Source organism: Gordonia sp. NPDC003429 (genome assembly GCF_053588575.1).
Map to the genome: position 1 here is coordinate 629,254 of NZ_JBSFQF010000001.1, position 19,997 is coordinate 649,250.

Below are 19,997 nucleotides of genomic sequence, written 5' to 3' on the forward strand. Positions count from 1 at the left end.
CCCGGATCTACAGTTCGCCGACGATGCGGGCCAGCAGGTCACCCATCCGGCGTGCCGATTCGCGGCCCACCTCGAGCACCTCGGCGTGACTGAGCGGTTCGCCGGTGATGCCGGCGGCAAGATTGGTGACCAGCGACACGCCGAGCACGTTCATACCCGCCGCCCGCGCCGCGATCGTCTCGTGCACCGTGGACATGCCGACGAGGTCGGCGCCGAGGGTCCGCAGCATGCGGATCTCGGCGGGCGTCTCGTAGTGCGGTCCCGGCAGTCCGGCGTAGACGCCCTCGGCCAGCGTGGGATCGACGGCGCGTGCGATCTCGCGCAGCCGCGGGGCATACGCGTCGACGAGATCCACGAACTGCGCGCCGGTCAGGGGCGAACGCGCGGTGAGATTCAGGTGATCGGAGATCAGCACGGGCTGGCCCACCGACATGTCGTCGCGCAGACCCCCGGCCGCGTTGGTGAGGACCACGGTGTGCACGCCCGCGGCGGCGGCGGTGCGGACGGGGTGGACCACCCGCGAAAGGTGGTGACCCTCATAGGCGTGGATGCGTCCGAGCAGGATCAGCACTCGCCGTCCGCCGATCTGCACCGACAGCACGGTGCCGCCGTGCCCGGCGGCCCTGGGGGCGGTGAAGCCGGGGATCTGGGACATCGGGATGGAGGCGACCGGTGTGCCGAAGGCGTCTGCGGCTGGCGCCCACCCGGAGCCGAGGATGACGGCCACATCGTGTGCTGCCGCGTCGGTCTCGGCGGCGATGGTCGCCGCAGCGGCGACGGCGGCCGCGTCGGCGTCGACGGTGGGATCCATGGGCACAAGCCTAAGGGCATCGCGCGTGGACCGAGCGGGCAGGCGATAGGGTCTGTGCCATGCCATTTCTGAGTGACACGCCGCACGGTGGGGCCGAGATCGCCGAACTCTACCTCGGATCGCCGGGTGTGGAACTCGACGAGGCCAATCCGGAGAACAGGTTCGGCGTGGAGTGGTTGACCACGGTGGGCAAACTCCTCGACGAGGTCGCCGCGGGTCCGGCCAAGGCGCTGGTGATCACGGCCACCGGAAAGTTCTTCAGCAACGGACTCGACACCGATCACGTCTTCGCCCACCCCGCGGAGCTGCCCGCCTACCTCGACTCGGTGCATGAGCTCTACGCCAAGGTGCTGACGCTGCCGGTGGCCACCGTGGCGGCGGTCAACGGCCACGCGTTCGGCGCCGGCGCGATGCTGGCCCTGTGCGCCGACCACCGGGTGATGCGTACCGGCCGCGGGTTCTGGTCGCTGCCCGAGGCGGCGCTGAACATGCCGTTCACGCGCGGTATGGCGTCGCTGGTACGCACCCGGGTGCCCGACCGTTCCGCCACCGAGGCGATGCTCACCAGCCGCCGCTACGGCGCCCAGGACGCCGTGGTCGCGGGCATTGTCGACGAGGCCGTCGAGGCCGCCGACCTGATCGGGCGGGCCAGTGCCGTCGCCGCCGAGCGATCCGCGACGGCCGGCGACAACCTGTCGGTGATCAAGCGCGGGCTGCGTTTGCACCTGCTCGAAGACCTGGCGGTGACGACACCGCCATCGCTGCTGTGACCGAGGACTGGGCGTCGGTCATCGACCGGTGGACGTCCACGCACGGCGGCGACGTCATCGGCTGGCGGCGCTCCATCCACGCGCACCCGGAGCTGTCGCGTCAGGAGGTGGTGACCACCGAACTGGTGATGAGTGCGCTCGCCGACCTCGGCCTGTCGCCGCGGCGACTTCCGATGGGCACCGGCGTGGTGTGCGACCTCGGTCCCGCCGACGGATTGCGGATCGCGCTGCGCGCCGACATGGACGCGTTGCCGGTCACCGAGCACACCGGGCTGTCGTTCGCCTCAGGTGTCGACGGCGTGTCGCACGCGTGCGGCCACGACGCACACACCGCGATCCTGCTGGGCGTGGCCGCACTGCTGGCATCGGTCGATGCGCTGCCGGTGGGTGTGCGGCTGATCTTCCAGCCCGCCGAGGAGGTGATGCCCGGCGGCGCGCTGGACGCGGTGGCGGCCGGCGTCCTGGAGGGTGTCAGCCGCATCTTCGCCCTGCACTGCGATCCGCGGCTGCCGGTGGGCACGGTGGGGTTGCGTGCCGGACCGCTGACCTCGGCCGCCGATCACATCGACCTCACCCTGCACTCGCCGGGTGGTCACACGTCGCGGCCGCACCTGACCGCCGACCTGGTGTACGCGATGGGCACGGTCATCACCGGGCTGCCCGGCGTGCTGTCGCGCCGGGTGGACCCGCGGTCGGGCACGGTGATGGTGTGGGGTGCCGCGCACGCGGGCAACGCGGCCAACGCCATCCCGCAGGAGGGCAGGCTGCGCGGCACGGTACGCACCGGTGATCACGCCACCTGGGCCGAACTGGAACCGCTGGTACGCAACGTGATCGGCCAGCTCGTCGCACCGCTCGGCGTGTCCTACGACCTCGCCTACTTCCGTGGTGTGCCGCCGGTGGTCAACGACGAACTGGCCATTGCGATGCTCGCCCGGTCGGTGGCCGCCATCGACCCGGCAGCGGTCGTGGACACCCCGCAGTCACCGGGCGGCGAGGATTTCTCCTGGTACCTCGAGCAGGTGCCGGGTGCGATGGCCCGGCTCGGTGTGTGGGACGGTCGGCGCCCGCAGGTCGACCTGCATCAACCCAACTTCGACCTCGACGAACGTGCCCTCCTCATCGGGGTGCGTACGCTCGCCGGCGTGGTGCTCGGCGCGCACGGGTAGTCAGGCCCGATCGGTTGGTCAGGGTTCGATCGGTTGGTCGGGGTTCGATCGGTTGGTCGGGGCCCGATCGGTTGGTCAGGGCCCGATCCGGTCAATCAGGGCTCGATCGGGCCCGGCCCCACGTTGCGGGCTTCCCGCAAGCGGATGTCTTGCACGTATTCTGCTGGGGCACCGGCGATCTCGGCGGCATCGGCCATCACGCCGAGATAGCGTGCCGACGGCAGGCCGCCCTCGAACGCGTCGAGAACGTAGAGCCACGCCAGCACCGCGCCGTCCGCGGTGTCCACGCGGGCGCGGATCTTGCGGTGGATGTCGAGCTCGGATCCCTCCCACCGGTCGAGATTCTCCTCGTCCTCGGTCGGCACGTCGTAGAGAACCACGAACACCTTCGCGGTGGGATCGTCGCGGTCTTCGGTGACCGTCGCCAGTGAACCCTCCCAGCCGATGTCGGCGCCGCCGAAGGTCAGTCGCCACCCGTGCAGCCAGCCCGTCCCCGCCATCGGGGAGTGCGGCGCCCGTTCGGCCATCTGATCGGGATGCATGTTCGACCCGTAGGCGGCATATATCGGCACGTCGGAAAACTCTAGATGCTCACGGGCGACGGCGAAAGGCGGACGCATCCGCACCGGTGTTGCGCGGGCGACCACCGGCCGCACCCTGGTTGTCGTGTCCTGACACCCAGTCGGCACTGAGCGTCCGTCGCCGGACGACTAAGTTGGAGTGCGGTCCGGCCGCCCGGCGGTCGACAACCCAGCCCCGCACGTCGATGACAGGAGTGTGCCCAGTGACCAGGATCGTGATCATCGGTGGTGGGCCTGCGGGTTATGAGGCGGCCCTGGTTGCCGCGGCCTACGGCGCGGACGTCACCGTGATCGATTCCGACGGCATCGGTGGGGCCTGCGTGCTCTGGGATTGCGTTCCCTCCAAGACCTTCATCGCCTCCACCGGCATCCGCACCGAGGTGCGTCGCGCGATCGATCTCGGCATCAACATCAGGACCGACGACGCAATGGTCACGCTGCCGCAGATCCATCAGCGGGTGCGTGATCTCGCGTTCGCGCAGTCCGCCGACATCCGGTCGCGACTGATCAGCGAGGGCGTCACCCTGGTGTCCGGGACGGCGACGTTGGAGCGCACCGACGTCGGGGTGGCCACCCACGGGGTGACCGCGACGCTCGCCGACGGATCGACGCAACACTTCGAGGGTGACGTGGTGCTGATCGCGACGGGCGCATCGCCGCGGGTCTTGCCCGACGCGCAACCCGACGGTGAACGCATCTTGACGTGGCGGCAGCTCTACGACCTCGAGGAACTGCCCGAGCATCTGGTGGTGGTGGGATCGGGTGTCACCGGAGCCGAGTTCGTGCACGCCTACACAGAGCTGGGCGTGAAGGTGACCCTGGTCTCCAGTCGCGACCGGGTGTTGCCCGGTGAGGACGAGGATGCGGCCCTGGTACTCGAGGACGCGCTGGCCGAACGCGGCGTGGAACTGGTCAAACACGCCCGCGCCGACAAGGTGGAACGCCACGGCGACACCGTCACCACACACCTCGCCGACGGCCGCACCGTCACCGGCAGCCACGTGCTGATGACGGTCGGTTCGATTCCCAACACCGCCGGCATCGGCCTCGACGAGGCCGGTGTGGCCACCGACCGGGGCGGATACATCACCGTCGACCGGGTGTCGCGCACCTCGGTACCGGGTATCTACGCCGCCGGCGACTGCACCGGTCTGTTCCCCCTCGCGTCGGTCGCCGCCATGCAGGGACGGATCGCCATGTACCACTCCCTGGGCGAAGGGGTCAGCCCCATCAAACTCAAGACGGTCGCCTCGGCCATCTTCACGCGACCCGAGATCGCCACCGTCGGGGTTTCGCAGAAGGCAATCGACGCCGGGGAGTATCCGGCGCGCACGGTGATGCTGCCGCTGGCGACCAATCCGCGGGCCAAGATGAGTGGGCTGCGCCGCGGCTTCGTCAAGATCTTCTGCCGCCCGGCGACCGGTGTGGTGATCGGCGGTGTGGTGGTGGCGCCGACCGCCTCGGAGCTGATCCTGCCGATCGCCCTCGCGGTGCAGAACAAGCTGACCGTCGGGGATCTCGCACAGACCCTGTCGGTCTATCCGTCGCTGTCGGGCTCGATCACCGAAGCGGCCCGGCAACTCGTGCGCCACGACGACCTGGACTAGTCCACAGGGCCGCGGTACGGACCTGCCGGAGGGGGACGCGCGGGGTAATCTCGACATGATTTCGGGCCGTGGACCAGGGGAGGGCCGGTGACGTCACCATCGTCGGGTCGCGACGGCGACTCGGGTCCGTCGCGGGAGGCGCGAGTCCGCTCGAAGGGGGACGATCAGGGTGGCGGGGACGTCACCAACTGGGAGTCGATGAGCATCGTCGAGGTGCTGCACAAGATCTCGACGATGAAGGAGACCTCGGCGTCGGGCGACGCCGCCGCAGTGCTCATCGCCCTGGGTATCGCGCGCGATGTGGCCGCCAGGATGCGTTACGCGTTCGGCACCGAAGACGAGCTCTACGGACTCGCCGCGACCGGCAGTCTTACTGCGGGACAACAACTCTCGAAGCACATCACCGACTCGGCGGACGCGGCGCAGGTGGCGGCGACCGCCATGCAGACCGCGGTGGGGATTCTCACCGCGACGCACGGTCAGACGCCGGACCTGGAGCGGTTGAGTACTCACCTCGTGTCGCACCCCGAGGACTCCGCCGACGTCCGTGCGCAGGTGAGATCGATCATGCTCGGCACCTACAGCAACCCGATGGTCGATGTGCAGTCGACGCTGCCGCAGCCGGCGCCGGAGGGGACGATGTCCACGATCAGCACCTTCGGCGGTACCGGCGGAAGCGGTGGGGGTGATGCCACCAACACGCGTTCGCAGGCGGGCAATCTGGCCGACGCCGACGGACCCGATCCGGCGGGTCCCGGGTCGTCGCCGCCGGCCGCCGCCCCGGCCGTGACGCCTGCCGGCGCCCGGCCGACCACGCCGGCCGGGGTCGACGCGCCATCGGGTCCCGGCGGTCCGACGTCGCCGTCTCGCCGGCCGGCATCCGATCCCGGCCGACTCTCGCGCGACGGGCAGGCCGATCCGGTGGTGCCGGTTGGTGGACCCCGCTCGCCGCGCGCGCAGGGAGCTCCCCGGCCCGGTGGGCCGGGGAGCTCCGATGGGGGGCCGTCGGCCGGTGGCCCCTCCGACGTCGGTGGTCCCGCCGCGACAGGTCCGGAAACACTGCCCCCGGCGGCACCGTGGGGACCGGTGCTGCCGGGCTCCGCGAACGCGCCCACCACCACGGCTCCCATCGGTGGGCCGGCCCGCGGTGCGCTGCCGGCGGCGTCCACGCCCGGCGCTCCCGGAGGGGCTGTGCGCCCCAAAGGAGACGAGAAGCACCGTCCGGCAAGGTATCTCAACACCCGCGAGAACGGCGAGGAGCTGGTTGGCGGTTTGCCGCTGGTCGGTCCGCCGGTCATCGGCGACTGGGTGCCGCAGTCGAGCCCGGCCACCGGTACGAACGCCGATGCCGGGACTGCCGTTCCGGCGGTCGCCGCCGACAAGGGTGCCGAGGGTGCCGCGACCCCCGACACGGGCACCGCGTCGGGCAAGGAGTTCGGTTCGGTCCCGTCATGACCATGCCGTCGGTCCGCCGCATCGATCGCCTGCCGGGAGGTGTCGGCGGCCTGGTGGAGCGGGTGCCCCGGGCAGCGATCGACGAGTGCCTCGGACTCATCATGGCCACCGTCATCGACCTCGCCGGCCTCGGCGGACTGCAGGCGGTGCGCGAGGCGGCCGATCAGTGGCGCTCGCACGGTACGGTGCCCGCCGAGACCCGTGCCCGCGTCGACGCCGCGCTCACCCGGTGCGAACTCGACGCGGTGTTGGCCCACCGCGTCGCCGACGTCGAGAGCCAGCGTGTGCTGTTCCGGAAAGCCCGCGGACTGGCCTGCGTGGCGATGGTGTGCACGCCGGGGATCGATGCACGCACCCGGTTCGGTGAGGCCGTCTACGAGGCGGCGAGCGCGATGGGCGGCACCGCGGGTTTGGTGGGGATCATCGCCGACTTCGTGCCGTGAGCGGCCCGCAGTGCGCCCAAGGGTGCCACCGGGCGGCGGCGCGTCTCGATGAGTTCCCGGTGGGGGCGCCGCATCTCCATTAGTGTCGGTGGGCATGGAGACCGAGTTCAATCCGGACCGGCCTGCGGACTTGGGGCCGCTGTACCGTGCCGAGGCCTGGCGGCGGATGGGTACGGAGCAATTCGACATCGTCGTGATCGGCGGAGGCGTGGTGGGTGTCGGTGCGGCGCTCGATGCCGCGACCCGCGGCCTGCGCGTGGCCCTCGTGGAGGCCCGTGACATCGCGTCGGGCACATCGAGTCGCTCGTCGAAGATGTTCCACGGCGGGCTGCGTTACCTCGAACAACTCGAATTCGGCCTGGTGCGTGAGGCATTGCACGAGCGGGAACTCTCGCTCAGTCTGCTGGCACCACACCTGGTGAAGCCGTTGCCGTTCCTGTATCCGCTCAAACACCGGGTGTGGGAGCGTCCCTACATGGCCGCCGGGTTGTTCCTCTACGACACCATGGGCGGCGCGAAATCTGTTCCGGGACAACGACATGTGACCCGTTCCGGGGCGCTTCGGGTGGCGCCTGCGCTCAAACGCGATTCCCTGATCGGTGGTATCCGCTACTACGACACCGTCGTCGACGACGCGCGCCACAGTCTGACCGTCGCGCGCACGGCCGCCAACTACGGCGCCGTGATCCGCACGTCGACGCAGGTGGTGGGATTTCTGCGGGAGGCCGACCGCATCATGGGTGTGCGCGTGCGCGACACCGAGAACGGCGAGACCGCGGAGATCCGGGCGCATTGCGTGATCAACGCGGCGGGCGTGTGGACCGACGAGGTGCAGGCACTGTCGAAGTTGCGCGGGCACTTCCGCGTGCGGGCCTCCAAGGGCGTGCACATCGTGGTCTCGCGCGACCGGATCGTCAGCGAGACCGCGATCATCCTCCGCACGCCGAGTTCGGTGCTGTTCGTGATCCCGTGGGAGACGCACTGGATCATCGGGACCACCGACACCGACTGGAATCTCGACCTCGCCCACCCGGCCGCCACGCGCGCCGACATCGACTACATCCTCGAACGCGTCAACGAGGTGCTGGTCACCCCGCTGCGCCACGAGGACATCGAAGGGGTCTACGCGGGCCTGCGACCGCTGCTGGCCGGTGAGGAGGAGTCGACGTCGACGCTCTCGCGTGAACACGCGGTGGCGACGGTGGCGCCGGGCCTGATCGCCATCGCCGGCGGCAAGTACACCACCTACCGGGTGATGGCGGCCGACGCGGTGGAGGCGTGCACCGACTTCATTCCCAGCCGGGTGGCTCCCTCGATCACCGCGCGGGTCCCGCTGATCGGGGCCGACGGATACTTCGCGCTGGTCAATCAGTGCGATCAGCTCGGTGAGCGCTACGGGCTGCACCCCTATCGCATCCGACGGCTGCTCAATCGCTACGGCTCGCTCATCGACGACGTGCTCTTCTATGCCGCCGCCGATCCGTCACTGCTGCGGCCGCTGGCAGCGGCGCCGCAGTACCTGAGGGTGGAGGTGGTGTACGCCGCCATCGACGAGGCCGCCCTGCATCTCGAGGATGTGCTGGCGCGGCGCACCCGGATCTCCATCGAGTACGGTCACCGCGGCGTCGACTGTGCACGAGAGGTGGCCGAATTGTTGGCGCCGGTGCTGGGCTGGAGCGACGAGACGGTCGAGTTCGAGATCGAGACCTACAACGCGCGTGTGGCCGCCGAGGTGGCGTCGCAGCAGCAACCCGACGATGCGTCCGCCGATGCGTTACGGGCGGCGGCCCCGGAGTCGCGGGTCGACATCCTCGAGCCGGTGCCCGTGCCGGAGTGAAGGGTTTCATCGCGCCTCTTCATCGCGCCTCTTCATCGGACCCAAACTTCATCGCGCCCAGACTTCATCGGGCCATTGTGCTCTACGCCCGGTAACGTCGATATCGGGACAATGAGCTATGGGAGAAGGACAGGTCATGGTGGACACTCCGATTCACGCACTCGCCGTCGATGAAGCCTGGGAACTGCTTGCCACTGCCGAGATGGGCAGGATCGCGGTGAGCGCGGGCGGTCAGCCCGACATCTTCCCGATCAACTTCTATGCGGGCCAGGGCCGGATTCTCTTCCGGACGGCGGAGGGCACCAAGCTCTCCGAGCTCACCGTCAATGATCACGTGGCCTTCGAAACCGACAGCTACACAGACACCGGCGGGTGGAGTGTGGTCGTGAAGGGCACCGCGCGGGTGCTCTCCACGGGAGCAGAGATCGCCGACGCGGACAAACAACCCCTTAAACCCTGGGTGCCCACGCTCAAGTACAACTACGTCGAGATCACGCCCACCGAGGTGAGTGCGCGACGTTTCGATTTCGGTCCCGAACCCGAGCGCTATCCCGTCTGACCGCAGGATCGGTGCCCGAACGACGCCGAGGTGACCGATGTCACCGCTGGCACGACGGGCAGTAATAGATCACGCGCTCCTCGGTGACACCCGACGGTGTGTGTCGGCCCATCTCGTCGCGACGGATGGGTGTGCCGCACCGTCGACATGGTGCCCCGATGCGCCCGTACACCCAGGTTCGCGCACCGTGACCGGTGCGGCCGGTGGTGGTGCGCGCGAGCCGATTCCGGTTCTCCCACAGCATTCGTCGGCACAGCTCCACCAGTGCGGGCAGGTTGTCCACCTCGCGCACCGGACGGTCCGGACGCAGTCCGGTGAGAAAGCACGCCTCGCACCGGTAGACGTTGCCCACGCCGGCCAGCAGTCGCTGATCGAGCAGGGCCAGGCCGATCGGGGTGTCGGGATGGGCCGCCAGGTTCGCGACGGCTGCCTCGGCGTCGAAATCGTCGGCGAGGAGGTCGGGCCCGAGCCAGTCCAAATCCGCGGCGGTTGCCGAGACCAGTTCCAGAATGCCCAGGTCGAACCCGACCGCCTCGTAACCGTTGGCGCGCAACACGATTCGCGCCTGAAATCCCGGTCGGCGCCATCGGGTGCCGGCCCGGTGCACGTGCCAGGCGCCCTCCATCTTCAGGTGGCTGTGAATGCTGACGCTGGTGCTGTCGGGCCGCTCGACGTCGATCAGCAGGTGTTTGCCGCGCGAGCGGACGGCGGTCACGGTGCCGCCGGTCAGGTCGGTGGTGGCCAAGGACGGGATACGAAAGTCACTGCGCTCCAGAGGGTGTCCCACCAATGCACGGCGCAGTCGATCGGCGGCCTGGTAGACGGTGTCGCCCTCAGGCATGGTTTCCGTACCGCATTCGCAGGCCTCGCGGTGTGGTGGCGAAACCGGCGTCGACGAAGACGGGGGCGAGGGGTGACCGCAAGGCGTTCACACCGTCGATCTGATCGACCATCAGTCGTGACACCCGGCCCGACGCCACGGTGGAGGCGAGTGCGGATGCCATCGCGGAGAGGCTGCCGTCATCGTCGGTGAAGCTCAGAACCGTCTTGCCGCCGCGTTCGACGAACGCGACGAGATCGCCGTCCACGAGAACCACCAGGGCACCGGGTTTGCGACCGGGCCGGTGCCCCCCGGCCTCGGGGCGGGTGGGGGGCCACGCCAGTGCCGCACCGTACGGGTTGGCAGGGTCGGTGGCGGCCAGCACCACACCCTGTTCGTGTCGTCTGTCGGCGGGTCCGGCGTCGGCGTGGGCGTGGCGGCGCAACTCGTCGACGGTGGCGGGCCCGGCGAACTGGGCGCCGCCCAGCCGGTCGACGAAATAGCCGCGTCGGACCTGTCCGTTGTCCTCGAACACAGTGAACGCCTTGTAGATTCGCGCGAATCCGCCATTGACGTCCTCGCCGGTGACGCTGCCGCGGGTCACCACCCCGTAGCGGGTGAGTAGTTGTTCGCACAGCGCCTGGGTGACCGTGGTCGGGTCCACTTCGGCACGCGCAGGCGCGAACCAGCGTCCGCTCGCCGTGGCGCGGACGGTCCCGGCCCCGGCGTTCTGGGCGAGGAGGTGACGGGTGGTGAGGCGGCTGCGCAGGCGCGGCGGCCGTGCGCGCGACCGGTGTGCCGGTGCCGACCGTGCGTTCGCGCTGCGGCGCGGCGCGAGCAGTGCACGAATCGGGCCGAACGAGTCGTTGCTGATGTGCCCGGACCACACCAGATCCCACAGCGCGTTCTCCACCTCGTCGGCCGATGCCGCATCGTCGGACCCCGCGGCGAACCGGGTGAGTTGGGGGAACCGCAGACCGCCGCCGGTGCCCAACGCGTCAAGCAGTCGGTGGTGCACGTCGGTGGTGTCGATGTCGACGGGGGCCGGTGCGAACAGCGGAGCCAGGTCGGCCGGGTAGAAGCTGATCCACCCGTCCGACGAGCCGATGCGGCCGTGTCCGGCCCAGACGATCTCCCCGGAGCTGAGCAGTTCGTCGAGCATGGCGGGCCGGTAATCCCTCACGCGGGTCGGCAGCACCAGCGATTCCCATGCCGACGCCGGAATCCGGTGCCCGGCAAGCTGATCGAGTACCACAGCCACCCCGTCGGTGCCGGTGAGCCGTTCCGGTTCGGCCACGTGCTGCCACGAGACGAGGAACCGCGTGAACGTGGCGATGTCGACGGGCTCGATCTCCGCGCGGCTCGCCGCCAGCGAACCGCGCCGAATCTGACCGAGGACGTCGCTGTGGCACCATTGCGTCTGCCATGCCGGCCCGGCGGTGCTCTGCCGGGCCGGTTCGCCGGCGGTGGTCTGCCGGGCCGGCTCGCCGGCGGTGGCCGGGGCGGGCGCGGAGTCGGAGTCGGCGTCGGCGGGCAGGAAGTCGCCCTCCACCACCTTGCGGTCGGCGGCTAGCCGTACCAGGGTGTCGCGCACCACGGCCGGACCCATACCGAGACTCTCGGCGGCCTCATCGACGGTGAAGGGGCCGTGGGTACGGGCGTACCGGTGCACCAGGTCGCCCACCGGATCGGGCACCGGGGCCACGAACACGGCCGGAACCCCCAGTGGGGCGGGCACTCCCAGTGCATCGCGCAGCCGTGCCGTGTCCTCGACGGCCGCCCACAACGGCACGCCGCGCACACTGACGGAGATGATCGCGCCACTGCGATGAAGTCGGGTGAGCAGATCCAGTGCGGGCGTGTGCTCGCCGCGGTAGCGCAGCGCCACCTCGTCGGTGGTCAGCGGCCCCAGCCAGCGCAGCAGATCGACGATGTCGTCGGCGTCGCGGGCCTTGCGGTGCTCGTCGAGTCGTTGCAGACGGGCCACCACCTGGGCGATCACCGCGGGATCGAGGAGTTCGCGCAGATCGACGCGGCCGAGCAATTGCGCCAGCAACGCGGTGTCCAGAGAGAGTGCGGCAGCACGGCGTTCGGCCACCGGAGCGTCGTCGTTGTACATGAACGCACCCACGTAACCGAACAGCAGCGACGCGGCGAACGGTGACGGCGCCGCGGTCTCGACCTCCACCATCCGGATGCGCCTGCTACCGATGCGGGTGAGCAGGTCGGTCAGCGCGGGCAGGTCGTAGACGTCCTGCAGGCATTCGCGGACCGCCTCGAGCACGATCGGGAAATCGGGGAATTGCGATGCCACCGAGAGCAATTGGGCGCTGCGCTGGCGTTGCTGCCACAGCGGGGCGCGTCTGCCCGGATCGCGTCGCGGCAGCAGCAGTGCGCGTGCGGCGCACTCCCGGAAGCGCGAGGCGAACATCGACGATTCGGCGAGTGCGTCGGTCACGAGTTGCTCGATCTCGTCCGGGTCGACGGTGAACACCGCCGAACCCGGTGGTTCGTCGTCGGTGTCGGGGAGGCGGACGATGATCCCGTCGTCCGACGCGGTGACGGCCCCGTCGAGTCCGAGCGTGGCCTGCAGGCGCGCCGAGATCGCCGACGCCCACGGCGCATGGACACGTAAACCGTAGGGGGAGTGCAGAATCAGGCGCCAGTCGCCGAGTTCGTCACGAAACCGTTCCACCACCAGGGTCCGGTCGGTGGGCAGGTGACCGGTGGCCTGGCGTTGTTCGGCGATCAGTGCGGCGAGATTGTCCCGGGCGTAGCCGCTGAGCCCGAGGTCGGCGGTGTGTCGGTCGAGTTCGGATTCGTCGGCGATGGCCCCGACGAATTTGCCGATGGCGGCGCCCAGTTCGGCGGGCCTACCCACCGTGTCGCCGATCCAGAACGGCAACCTGCCGGGCTGCCCGAACGCCGGCGACACCAGCACCCGGTCGTGGGTGATGTCCTCGATCCGCCAACTGGTTGCACCGAGGGCGAACACGTCGCCGACGCGTGATTCGTAGACCATCTCCTCGTCGAGTTCCCCGACGCGGGACTGTTTCCCGGCGCCGACCTGTCCCGCTCGCTCCGCTCCCGGCGACCCCACCATGAACACTCCGAACAGTCCGCGATCGGGGATGGTGCCGCCGGAGGTGACCGCCAGTCGCTGCGCTCCGCGTCGTCCGGTGAGCGTGTTGGTGTCGCGATCCCAGGTGACCCGGGGGCGCAGTTCGGCGAACTCATCGGACGGAAATCGTCCGGAGATGAGGTCGAGTGTCGCCTCGTACACCGACCGCCCGAGTTCGCGGTAGGGAGTGGCGCGACGCACCACGTCGAACCAGGCGTCCACATCGAGATCGTCCACCGCGGCCGCCGCGATCGTCTGCTGGGCCAGCACATCGAGGGGATTGCGCGGAATCCGGAGCTCTTCGATCGCCCCGTCGCGCATGCGTTGCACTGCCACGGTGCAGTGGATCAGATCGGTGCGGTGTTTGGGGAACAGCACGCCCTGACTGATCTCGCCGACCTGATGGCCGGCGCGTCCGATGCGCTGCAATCCGCTGGCCACCGACGGCGGGGCCTCCACCTGGATCACCAGATCCACTGCACCCATGTCGATCCCGAGTTCGAGTGAACTGGTGGCCACCACGCACCGCAGTCGCCCGCTCTTGAGGTCGTCCTCGATCTCGGCGCGCTGTTCCTTGCTCACCGAGCCGTGATGTGCCCGGGCCAGCAGTGTGTCGGCGCCCGTTGTCGATCCGGAGGCCATGACCAGCGCCGGCGCCCCGCCGCCGACACGTTCGTTGCGGGGCACCTCGCGTTCGGCGCCCGCCCTCGACTCGTGGATCTCGTTGAGCCGCGCGGTGAGTCGTTCGGCGAGTCGTCGTGAGTTGGCGAACACGATGGTGGTGCGGTTGGCCTCTATGAGGTCGACGATCGACGCCTCGACGTACGGCCACAACGAACCAGCGGTGGGGGAGAACGCGTCGTCGAGTTCCTCGGTGTCAGGTGCCGACGGCGGCGGCGGAATGTTCGCCATGTCCTCCACCGGCACGTCGACGCGCAGGTCGAAGGTCTTGGTGGCGCGGGGACGCACGATGGTGCACGGAGCTGCGCCGGAGAGGAAGTCGGCGACCAGTTCGGGTGGCCGCACCGTCGCCGACAGTCCGATCCGTTGTGCGGGCTTGTCGAGCAGCTCGTCGAGACGTTCGAGCGACAACGCGAGATGTGTGCCGCGTTTGGTGCCCGCGACCGCGTGTACCTCGTCGATGATGACGGTCTCGACGGCGGCCAGCGTCGTGCGGACCGACGAGGTGAGCATCAGGTACAGCGATTCGGGGGTGGTGATCAGGATGTCCGGCGGGGTCTTCGCCAGGATGCGCCGCTGTGCGGCCGGAGTGTCGCCGGAGCGCAATCCCACGGTGATGGACGGTTCGGGCTCCCCGAGCTCCTGCGCGGCCCGGGTGATCCCGGCCAGCGGGGCACGCAGATTGCGCTCCACGTCCACCGCGAGTGCCTTGAGCGGCGAGATGTAGACGACGCGGGTGCCGCGCGCGCGGTCGGGACGGGCCGCGAGTGTGTCGAGTGCCCACAGAAACGCCGACAGCGTCTTGCCCGACCCGGTGGGTGCGATCACCAGGGTGTGTTCACCGTCGGCGATGGCCTTCCACGCGCCGGACTGTGCCGCAGTGGGCGCCGGGAACGCACCGCTGAACCACCGCCGCGTGGGGGCGGTGAAGCGCTGCAGAACCGGCGCGGAAGTGGCCACGCAATCCATCATCCCCGACGGTCCCGACAGCCATCCCCGACGGCCCCGACAGCGCCCGGGCTGGTATAGAGTCTGATCTGCGCTGATTGCCTGGAATCCGGTGAAAGTCCGGAACGGTCGCGCCACTGTGAGCCCCGCGGGCGAGTCAGGACGGGCGGTCGGCGGACCTGAGCCACGCGCTCGCACGTGACGATTGGGGACGCGCAATCCCCGAAAGGACCACTTGAGATGACTTCTTCGCATGCACCGGCCGCCCGGCCGGCACGATCGCTCGCGGTTCCCGACCTGTCGGTCGCGAGTACCGCGGTGGTGCTGTCGGTGACCGTTCTGCTGGCCGCGCTGGCCTACTACTTCCTGGGCTACGACCAGGGCGCGGTGTCGGTCTTCGGTTCCGACACCCACGTGCACGAGTTCGTGCACGACGCCCGCCACTTCCTCGGATTCCCCTGCCACTGAGCAGTGACAGAACCAGGAGACGCCGGGACCGGGAGACAACAGCACATGGAGAAGAAGTTCATCGGCATCGGCCTGCTCGCGGGCCTGATCGCCGGAATCGTGTCGTACGTATTCGCGCGGGTGTTCATCGAGCCGGTGGTGGCCAAGGCCATCGACTACGAGGACGGCCGGTCGGAGGCAGAGGAGGCTCTCGAGGCCGCGCACGGCCACGGCGCACATGAGCACGGGGCCGAGGTGTTCACCCGGTCGGTGCAGCAGAACATCGGTGCCGGGGTGGGCACCGTCGTGTTCGCGGTGGCCATGGGTGCCCTGTTCGCGGTGGCGTTCACCGTGTTGTGGGCATATGTGGGCCGGCGTTATCCGGCGACCGATCCGCGGTGGGCCGTCGGCGCGCTGGGCGCGATCGGGTTCGTCGCGGTGTTCGGCGTGCCGTTCTTCGCCTACCCGGCCAACCCGCCCGCAGTGGGCAACGACGACACCATCGGGGCGCGGTCGGGTGCGTTCCTGACGATCACGCTGCTGTCGGTGGCGTTCGCGATCGCCGCGGTGGTGGCCGCGCTGTGGCTGCGTCCTCGACTCGGTGGACTGGTGTCGGCGATCATCGCCGCCGTCGGCTACCTGATCGCGGTGACCATCACCATCGCGCTGTTGCCGGAGTTCCACGAGGTACCCACGCCGCTCACCGATGACGGTGGCCAGATCGTGTTCCCCGGGTTCCCGGCCGACGTGGTCGGCGATTTCCGCGTGTACGTGGTGGCCAATCAGGTGATCATCTGGACGGTGCTGACCGCCGGGTTCGCGCTCGGCATCGGCCGGCTGATGCGCGGCGGATCGTCGGACGAGGTGAGTGCCGAGCGCACCGAACCGCAGTCGGTGGGCTGACGCAGTTCGTGGGTTGAACTCGCTCCCGCGGGTGATCGATCGCCCGGATGTGGGCACGCTCGACGCGGATGTGGGCACGCTCGACCCGGGTGAGCTGCGAGAACGTTTCTGTCGGTGACCTCATGTAGCGTGGTTGTCAGTTCGAACATCAGTTCGTAGACGACGGCGTGAAGGAGGTGGGTCGCGGTGGGTGAAGGACATGTCAACGATGGCGCGGCGGCCGCCGCGCCCGCGCCGGGGTCGGCGGCTGAGGTGTTGGCCCGGATTCACAAACTGCTCGACGAGTTGGGGTCGGCGAATCTGACCGCCGTGCCCGATGCCGACGTGGTGGGTGTGGCCGAGGACGCCGAGCGGGCGTCGCGCCGGTTGGCGGCGCTCACCGACCGCGTGGTGGTCGAGGCGTCCAACCGCAACATGCCGCGGCGCCTGGGGTATCGCAGCATCATCACCTTCCTGTCGCAGCGCCTGCATATCGCCGACGCGGTCCGCCGCAACCGCCAGATCACCGCCACCGCCTCCTTTCACGGGATGACCGGTGACGTGTTGCCGCCGGCGTGTCCGGGGTTGGCGGCCGAACTCGCTGCCGGGCGGGTGGCCCCCGGCCACGTCACCGCGGTGTTGGATGTGCTCGACCGGATTCCGCACACGGTGGCCCACGACGTGCGGGTGGCCGCCGAAGCGCAGATGGCCGACTACGCCACCCGGTTCACCCCCGCCGAGATCACCACTCTGGGTACCCGGTTGCTGGGGCACCTCGATCCCGACGGCACCCTGACCGACGACAAGGATCGCCGGCGGCAGCGACAGTTGTTTCTCAATCGGCAGACCCCGCAGTTGATGTCGAAACTGACCGGCCACCTCGACCCGATCACCCGCGCCCGCCTCGATGTGCTGCTGGACGCATGGGCCAAACCCGGCATGAACAACACCGAAGACCCCAAATCGCCGGTCGGTGCGATCGGCGATGCCGACCCCGACGTGGTGGCTGCGGCCGCCGAGCGTGATGGGCGCACCCCGGCGCAACGCAATCATGACGCGCTCTCCGCTCTGTTGGGACAGATGTTGGAGGACGGCACACTCGGACGCACGCATCGCGGCCTGTCCACCCAGGTCATCATCAAGGTCGATGAGAAAGACCTGCGACGCCAGGCCGGAGTGGCGACGACCGCGTCGGGGGCGCTGCTCCCGATCGGCGATGTGATCGCGTTGGCGGCGCAATCGCAGCAGTACCTGGCGGTGTTCGCCGAGCACACCAGCACCCCGCTCTACCTCGGGCGTGCCAAGCGGTTGGCGTCGCTGGGTCAACGGTTGGCGTCGTTCGCCGCCGACGGTGGCGAGATGTGTTCGGCGCCGGGCTGCACCCAACCGGCCACCCGGGTGGAAATCCACCACACCATCGAGTGGGCCGACGGCGGCCTGACCGACATCGACCTCCTCGCACCGGCATGCACCGCCCATCACCCGATGATCGGCCCCAACCCCGGCCAATACTCCACCACCGTGATCACCGAGGGGCCCGACACCGGACGCGTCGCCTGGACACTCAACCCGCAGCCCGGCATGCCACCCAATCCCGCCCGGATCAACCGCTACCCCGACGTCGGCCGCGAACTCGCCGACCGACTCGGACTGGTGCGCAACGAGATTCACCACAGCCCGCCACCAACGCCTGACGAGAGTGGCCTCGAAAGCCGAATGGCCCTCGCCGTGATTCGCAGCGCTCCATGTCACACCCGGCGGTGCTACTTCACCTGGCCACGCCGCCGCATCACTCTGGACGACAACACCGACGACGATGGTGCTGATCCGCAGGCAGGGTGACGAGGAGATTCCGTACTCAGCTCAGCAGCACGCAGTCTCCGCACGCCGCTGCGCGGTCGCCCGCGATCCGATAGATGAGACAGCAGCTGCGGCGGCGGAAACCGTCGCCGGCGCGCAGCTTGCCGTCCTCGATGTGTGGCCGTCGTAGCACCTCGTCGGCCGCCGCCTTGGCGCGCGCGGCCAGGTCGGGCCGGCTCAACGCGATCATGCGGGCCGCCGAGTTGGCTGCCGACGCGACGTTGCCGCCCACCACCCGTGCGCTCAGGCCGTACCGGTTCACACACACTGCGCCGACCTCGTCGACCACCCCGAGTGACGGGGGCGCAACCAGTGGTTCCCGGCTCGCCGATGGCACATGAGCGACCGACAGCGGGAACGGCCCGCCGAGAGTGTCCTGCCACCACAGCGCCCCGGCATCGAGCCCGATCGGGTCGATGCCGAGCGCGCCGGCTCCGACGACCGGGGCGATCAGGCGCGCCACCATGCCCAGGTGCATCACCGACGCGGCCACGCGCAGCTCGACGCCGTCGGATTCGCGCCCCGCACCCGCGGCGAGGGCGGCGCGAACCCGGTGCATCCGGGCATCGATCACGTCCGGGTCGTTTATCGCGGATGTCAGCGACACCCACGGCCAGACCGGCGCCTCGTCGGCATCGTGGAACTCGACGGCGAAAAACGGCCCCAGTTCGGCCAGGCGGGTGTCGGTCACCCCGTCAGGATGCCGCGACCGGTTCGTCGTGTGCCACCGGCATCCGCGGTGCGGTGCCGCGGGACATCCGCTCCATGAGTTCCCCGAACACCACCCCGATGGTCAGCCACACGAGGACCTGGTTGATCAGCGAATACCACCGGAACTTCCACAGCACGTCCGGATCGAATCCCGGGTAGACGATCTGTCCGGGCGCGTACACCTTGCCGTCGACGGTCAGCGGCGTGGACAGGATGTTGGTGATCGGCTGCGGCGTCTCGGTGGAGGCGCGGGCGAATCCGAACTCCCCGGCCTGATTGACGTTGTCCGACAGATTGCCCAGCGACGGCATCACCGTGAGAAGAATGCCGAAGAGCACGAGGAATCCGACAACGGTGATCAGCGCCGCCCAGCCCGTCCCCACCCGGGGGGCGAGGTGGTAGGCGGCGTACACCGCGAGCCCCAGCAGGATCAACGACGCCGCGACCATACTCAGGTACAGCATCCCGCGCGTGTGAATGGTGAAGGTGTGTCCGATGGCCGGAGGGTTGGCCGGGTACTTGACGAACGGCAGCAGGTACACGCCACCGAAGCCGAACGCGGTGATCGCCCAGGCGAGGTGTCGGGGGCGGATCGCGAATCGGCCCTGCAGCACCAGGTACGCGACGGCCACCAGCATGCCCATCGCCACCGAGAAACCGATGATGCCGGTGGCGACACCGATCGTGGACTGGATCGACCGACTGAAGATCTCCGGTCCGTCGGGTTCGATCGGCCGGCCGGCCGCCTGGTTGAGGGCGTTGAGCACATCGTCGCGCCCGGATTCGTAATCGATGGCCTTGTTGATGACGGGTTCGGCCCAGATGCGAGCGAAGACGAAGCCCAGGATGCCGGCGATCAGGCCGGCGAGGGCTCCGCGTCCGATGACACGGAGTTCTAACACTGTGAGGTCCGGTGGCTCAGTGGCAGGGGAACCCGAGGAAGTGGCGGGCGTCGTGCACCCACTCGTGCACCACCATCGTGTGGCCGAACACCGACGACATGCCCTCATCGACGCCGATGAAGTAGTACGCGAGCAGCGCGACGAGAACCGTGATGCTCAGGATCAGCGCCACGCGGCCTCGTGACAGCGCCTCGCCGGACACCTTGACGCCGGGGTGCGGTGCGGAAACGTGCGCCGCGGGAACGTGCGAACTCATTGTTGAACCTCCTCCAGGGGTGATGCGCCCCTGCCTTGGGATGACATCCATGACGCCGACGTATCTGACTTGCCGCACCCGGGGGATCCGGACGACACACAGTGGCGCAACCGTCCCGGACTCGCACCGGGTTCCGT

Annotated in this window: 17 protein-coding genes and 1 riboswitch; of the genes, 10 read left to right on the forward strand and 7 right to left on the reverse strand. The window is 69.3% G+C overall.

The window, feature by feature from the left end; genetic code table 11:
* Positions 1 to 7 precede the first annotated feature (7 nt).
* Positions 8 to 811: a purine-nucleoside phosphorylase gene (locus ACWDSI_RS02915; protein WP_449746080.1), complete on the reverse strand. Its 804-nt coding sequence runs from the start codon at positions 809 to 811 to the stop codon at positions 8 to 10.
* Between the two features lie 59 nt (positions 812 to 870).
* On the opposite strand from ACWDSI_RS02915, the gene ACWDSI_RS02920 reads away from it, so the two are divergent.
* Together ACWDSI_RS02920 and ACWDSI_RS02925 are read left to right on the forward strand one after the other, a co-directional pair.
* Positions 871 to 1,581: an enoyl-CoA hydratase/isomerase family protein gene (locus ACWDSI_RS02920; protein WP_449746079.1), complete on the forward strand. Its 711-nt coding sequence runs from the start codon at positions 871 to 873 to the stop codon at positions 1,579 to 1,581.
* Complete coding sequence (locus ACWDSI_RS02925; RefSeq protein ID WP_449746078.1) at positions 1,578 to 2,750, forward strand: amidohydrolase; 1,173 nt, start codon at positions 1,578 to 1,580, stop codon at positions 2,748 to 2,750. The genes ACWDSI_RS02920 and ACWDSI_RS02925 overlap by 4 nt, the downstream gene beginning before the upstream one ends.
* 95 nt (positions 2,751 to 2,845) lie before the next feature.
* On the opposite strand, the gene ACWDSI_RS02930 is transcribed toward ACWDSI_RS02925, so the two are convergent.
* A complete protein-coding gene (locus ACWDSI_RS02930; protein ID WP_449746077.1) occupies positions 2,846 to 3,322 on the reverse strand; it encodes a gamma-glutamylcyclotransferase in 477 nt (158 codons plus the stop codon).
* Positions 3,323 to 3,516: 194 nt separating this feature from the next.
* Here ACWDSI_RS02930 and ACWDSI_RS02935 point away from each other — a divergent pair, with 194 nt between their 5' ends.
* From ACWDSI_RS02935 to ACWDSI_RS02955, 5 genes are all read left to right on the forward strand, one after another.
* Positions 3,517 to 4,938 (forward strand): NAD(P)H-quinone dehydrogenase, encoded by a 1,422-nt coding sequence (locus ACWDSI_RS02935; RefSeq protein WP_449746076.1) that lies wholly within the window; start codon positions 3,517 to 3,519, stop codon positions 4,936 to 4,938.
* Between the two features lie 87 nt (positions 4,939 to 5,025).
* Complete coding sequence (locus ACWDSI_RS02940) at positions 5,026 to 6,393, forward strand: hypothetical protein (protein ID WP_449755614.1); 1,368 nt, start codon at positions 5,026 to 5,028, stop codon at positions 6,391 to 6,393.
* Complete coding sequence (locus ACWDSI_RS02945; protein WP_449746074.1) at positions 6,390 to 6,836, forward strand: hypothetical protein; 447 nt, start codon at positions 6,390 to 6,392, stop codon at positions 6,834 to 6,836. The genes ACWDSI_RS02940 and ACWDSI_RS02945 overlap by 4 nt, the downstream gene beginning before the upstream one ends.
* 94 nt (positions 6,837 to 6,930) lie before the next feature.
* Positions 6,931 to 8,673 carry a glycerol-3-phosphate dehydrogenase/oxidase gene (locus ACWDSI_RS02950; RefSeq protein ID WP_449746073.1) on the forward strand — a complete coding sequence of 581 codons (1,743 nt, stop codon included), beginning with the start codon at positions 6,931 to 6,933 and terminating at the stop codon, positions 8,671 to 8,673.
* 136 nt (positions 8,674 to 8,809) lie between these two features.
* Positions 8,810 to 9,232 carry a pyridoxamine 5'-phosphate oxidase family protein gene (locus tag ACWDSI_RS02955; protein ID WP_449746072.1) on the forward strand — a complete coding sequence of 141 codons (423 nt, stop codon included), beginning with the start codon at positions 8,810 to 8,812 and terminating at the stop codon, positions 9,230 to 9,232.
* A gap of 40 nt (positions 9,233 to 9,272) precedes the next feature.
* Here the strand turns inward: ACWDSI_RS02955 and ACWDSI_RS02960 are convergent, their stop codons facing one another.
* Positions 9,273 to 10,073, reverse strand: coding sequence for a DNA-formamidopyrimidine glycosylase family protein (locus tag ACWDSI_RS02960; RefSeq protein ID WP_449755615.1), 801 nt, complete (start codon positions 10,071 to 10,073; stop codon positions 9,273 to 9,275).
* Entirely contained in the window at positions 10,066 to 14,814 is a 4,749-nt protein-coding gene (locus ACWDSI_RS02965; RefSeq protein ID WP_449755616.1) for an ATP-dependent helicase, read from the reverse strand. Before ACWDSI_RS02965 ends, ACWDSI_RS02960 begins: the two co-directional genes overlap by 8 nt.
* Positions 14,815 to 14,906: 92 nt before the next feature.
* A riboswitch (cobalamin riboswitch) is annotated at positions 14,907 to 14,966 on the forward strand.
* A 76-nt stretch (positions 14,967 to 15,042) separates the two neighbouring features.
* Between ACWDSI_RS02965 and ACWDSI_RS02970 the strand changes: the two genes are divergently transcribed.
* The 3 genes from ACWDSI_RS02970 (at position 15,043) to ACWDSI_RS02980 (ending at position 17,973) form a co-directional block, all read left to right on the forward strand.
* Positions 15,043 to 15,270 carry a CbtB domain-containing protein gene (locus ACWDSI_RS02970; RefSeq protein WP_449746070.1) on the forward strand — a complete coding sequence of 76 codons (228 nt, stop codon included), beginning with the start codon at positions 15,043 to 15,045 and terminating at the stop codon, positions 15,268 to 15,270.
* 45 nt (positions 15,271 to 15,315) lie between these two features.
* The gene (locus ACWDSI_RS02975; protein ID WP_449755617.1) at positions 15,316 to 16,152 is read left to right on the forward strand and encodes a CbtA family protein; all 837 of its coding nucleotides are present in this window, start codon (positions 15,316 to 15,318) and stop codon (positions 16,150 to 16,152) included.
* Between the two features lie 186 nt (positions 16,153 to 16,338).
* On the forward strand, positions 16,339 to 17,973 hold the full coding sequence (locus ACWDSI_RS02980) for a DUF222 domain-containing protein (RefSeq protein ID WP_449746067.1): 1,635 nt from the start codon (positions 16,339 to 16,341) through the stop codon (positions 17,971 to 17,973).
* 16 nt (positions 17,974 to 17,989) lie between these two features.
* Here ACWDSI_RS02980 and ACWDSI_RS02985 read toward each other — a convergent pair whose 3' ends face one another.
* Genes ACWDSI_RS02985 through ACWDSI_RS02995 form a run of 3 tightly spaced genes read right to left on the reverse strand, consistent with a single transcriptional unit; the run spans position 17,990 to position 19,860 of the window.
* On the reverse strand, positions 17,990 to 18,682 hold the full coding sequence (locus ACWDSI_RS02985; RefSeq protein WP_449746066.1) for a (2Fe-2S)-binding protein: 693 nt from the start codon (positions 18,680 to 18,682) through the stop codon (positions 17,990 to 17,992).
* Between the two features lie 4 nt (positions 18,683 to 18,686).
* Positions 18,687 to 19,604, reverse strand: coding sequence for a CbtA family protein (locus ACWDSI_RS02990; RefSeq protein ID WP_449746065.1), 918 nt, complete (start codon positions 19,602 to 19,604; stop codon positions 18,687 to 18,689).
* A gap of 16 nt (positions 19,605 to 19,620) precedes the next feature.
* The gene (locus tag ACWDSI_RS02995) at positions 19,621 to 19,860 is read right to left on the reverse strand and encodes a CbtB-domain containing protein (protein WP_449746064.1); all 240 of its coding nucleotides are present in this window, start codon (positions 19,858 to 19,860) and stop codon (positions 19,621 to 19,623) included.
* Between the last annotated feature and the right edge of the window lie 137 nt (positions 19,861 to 19,997).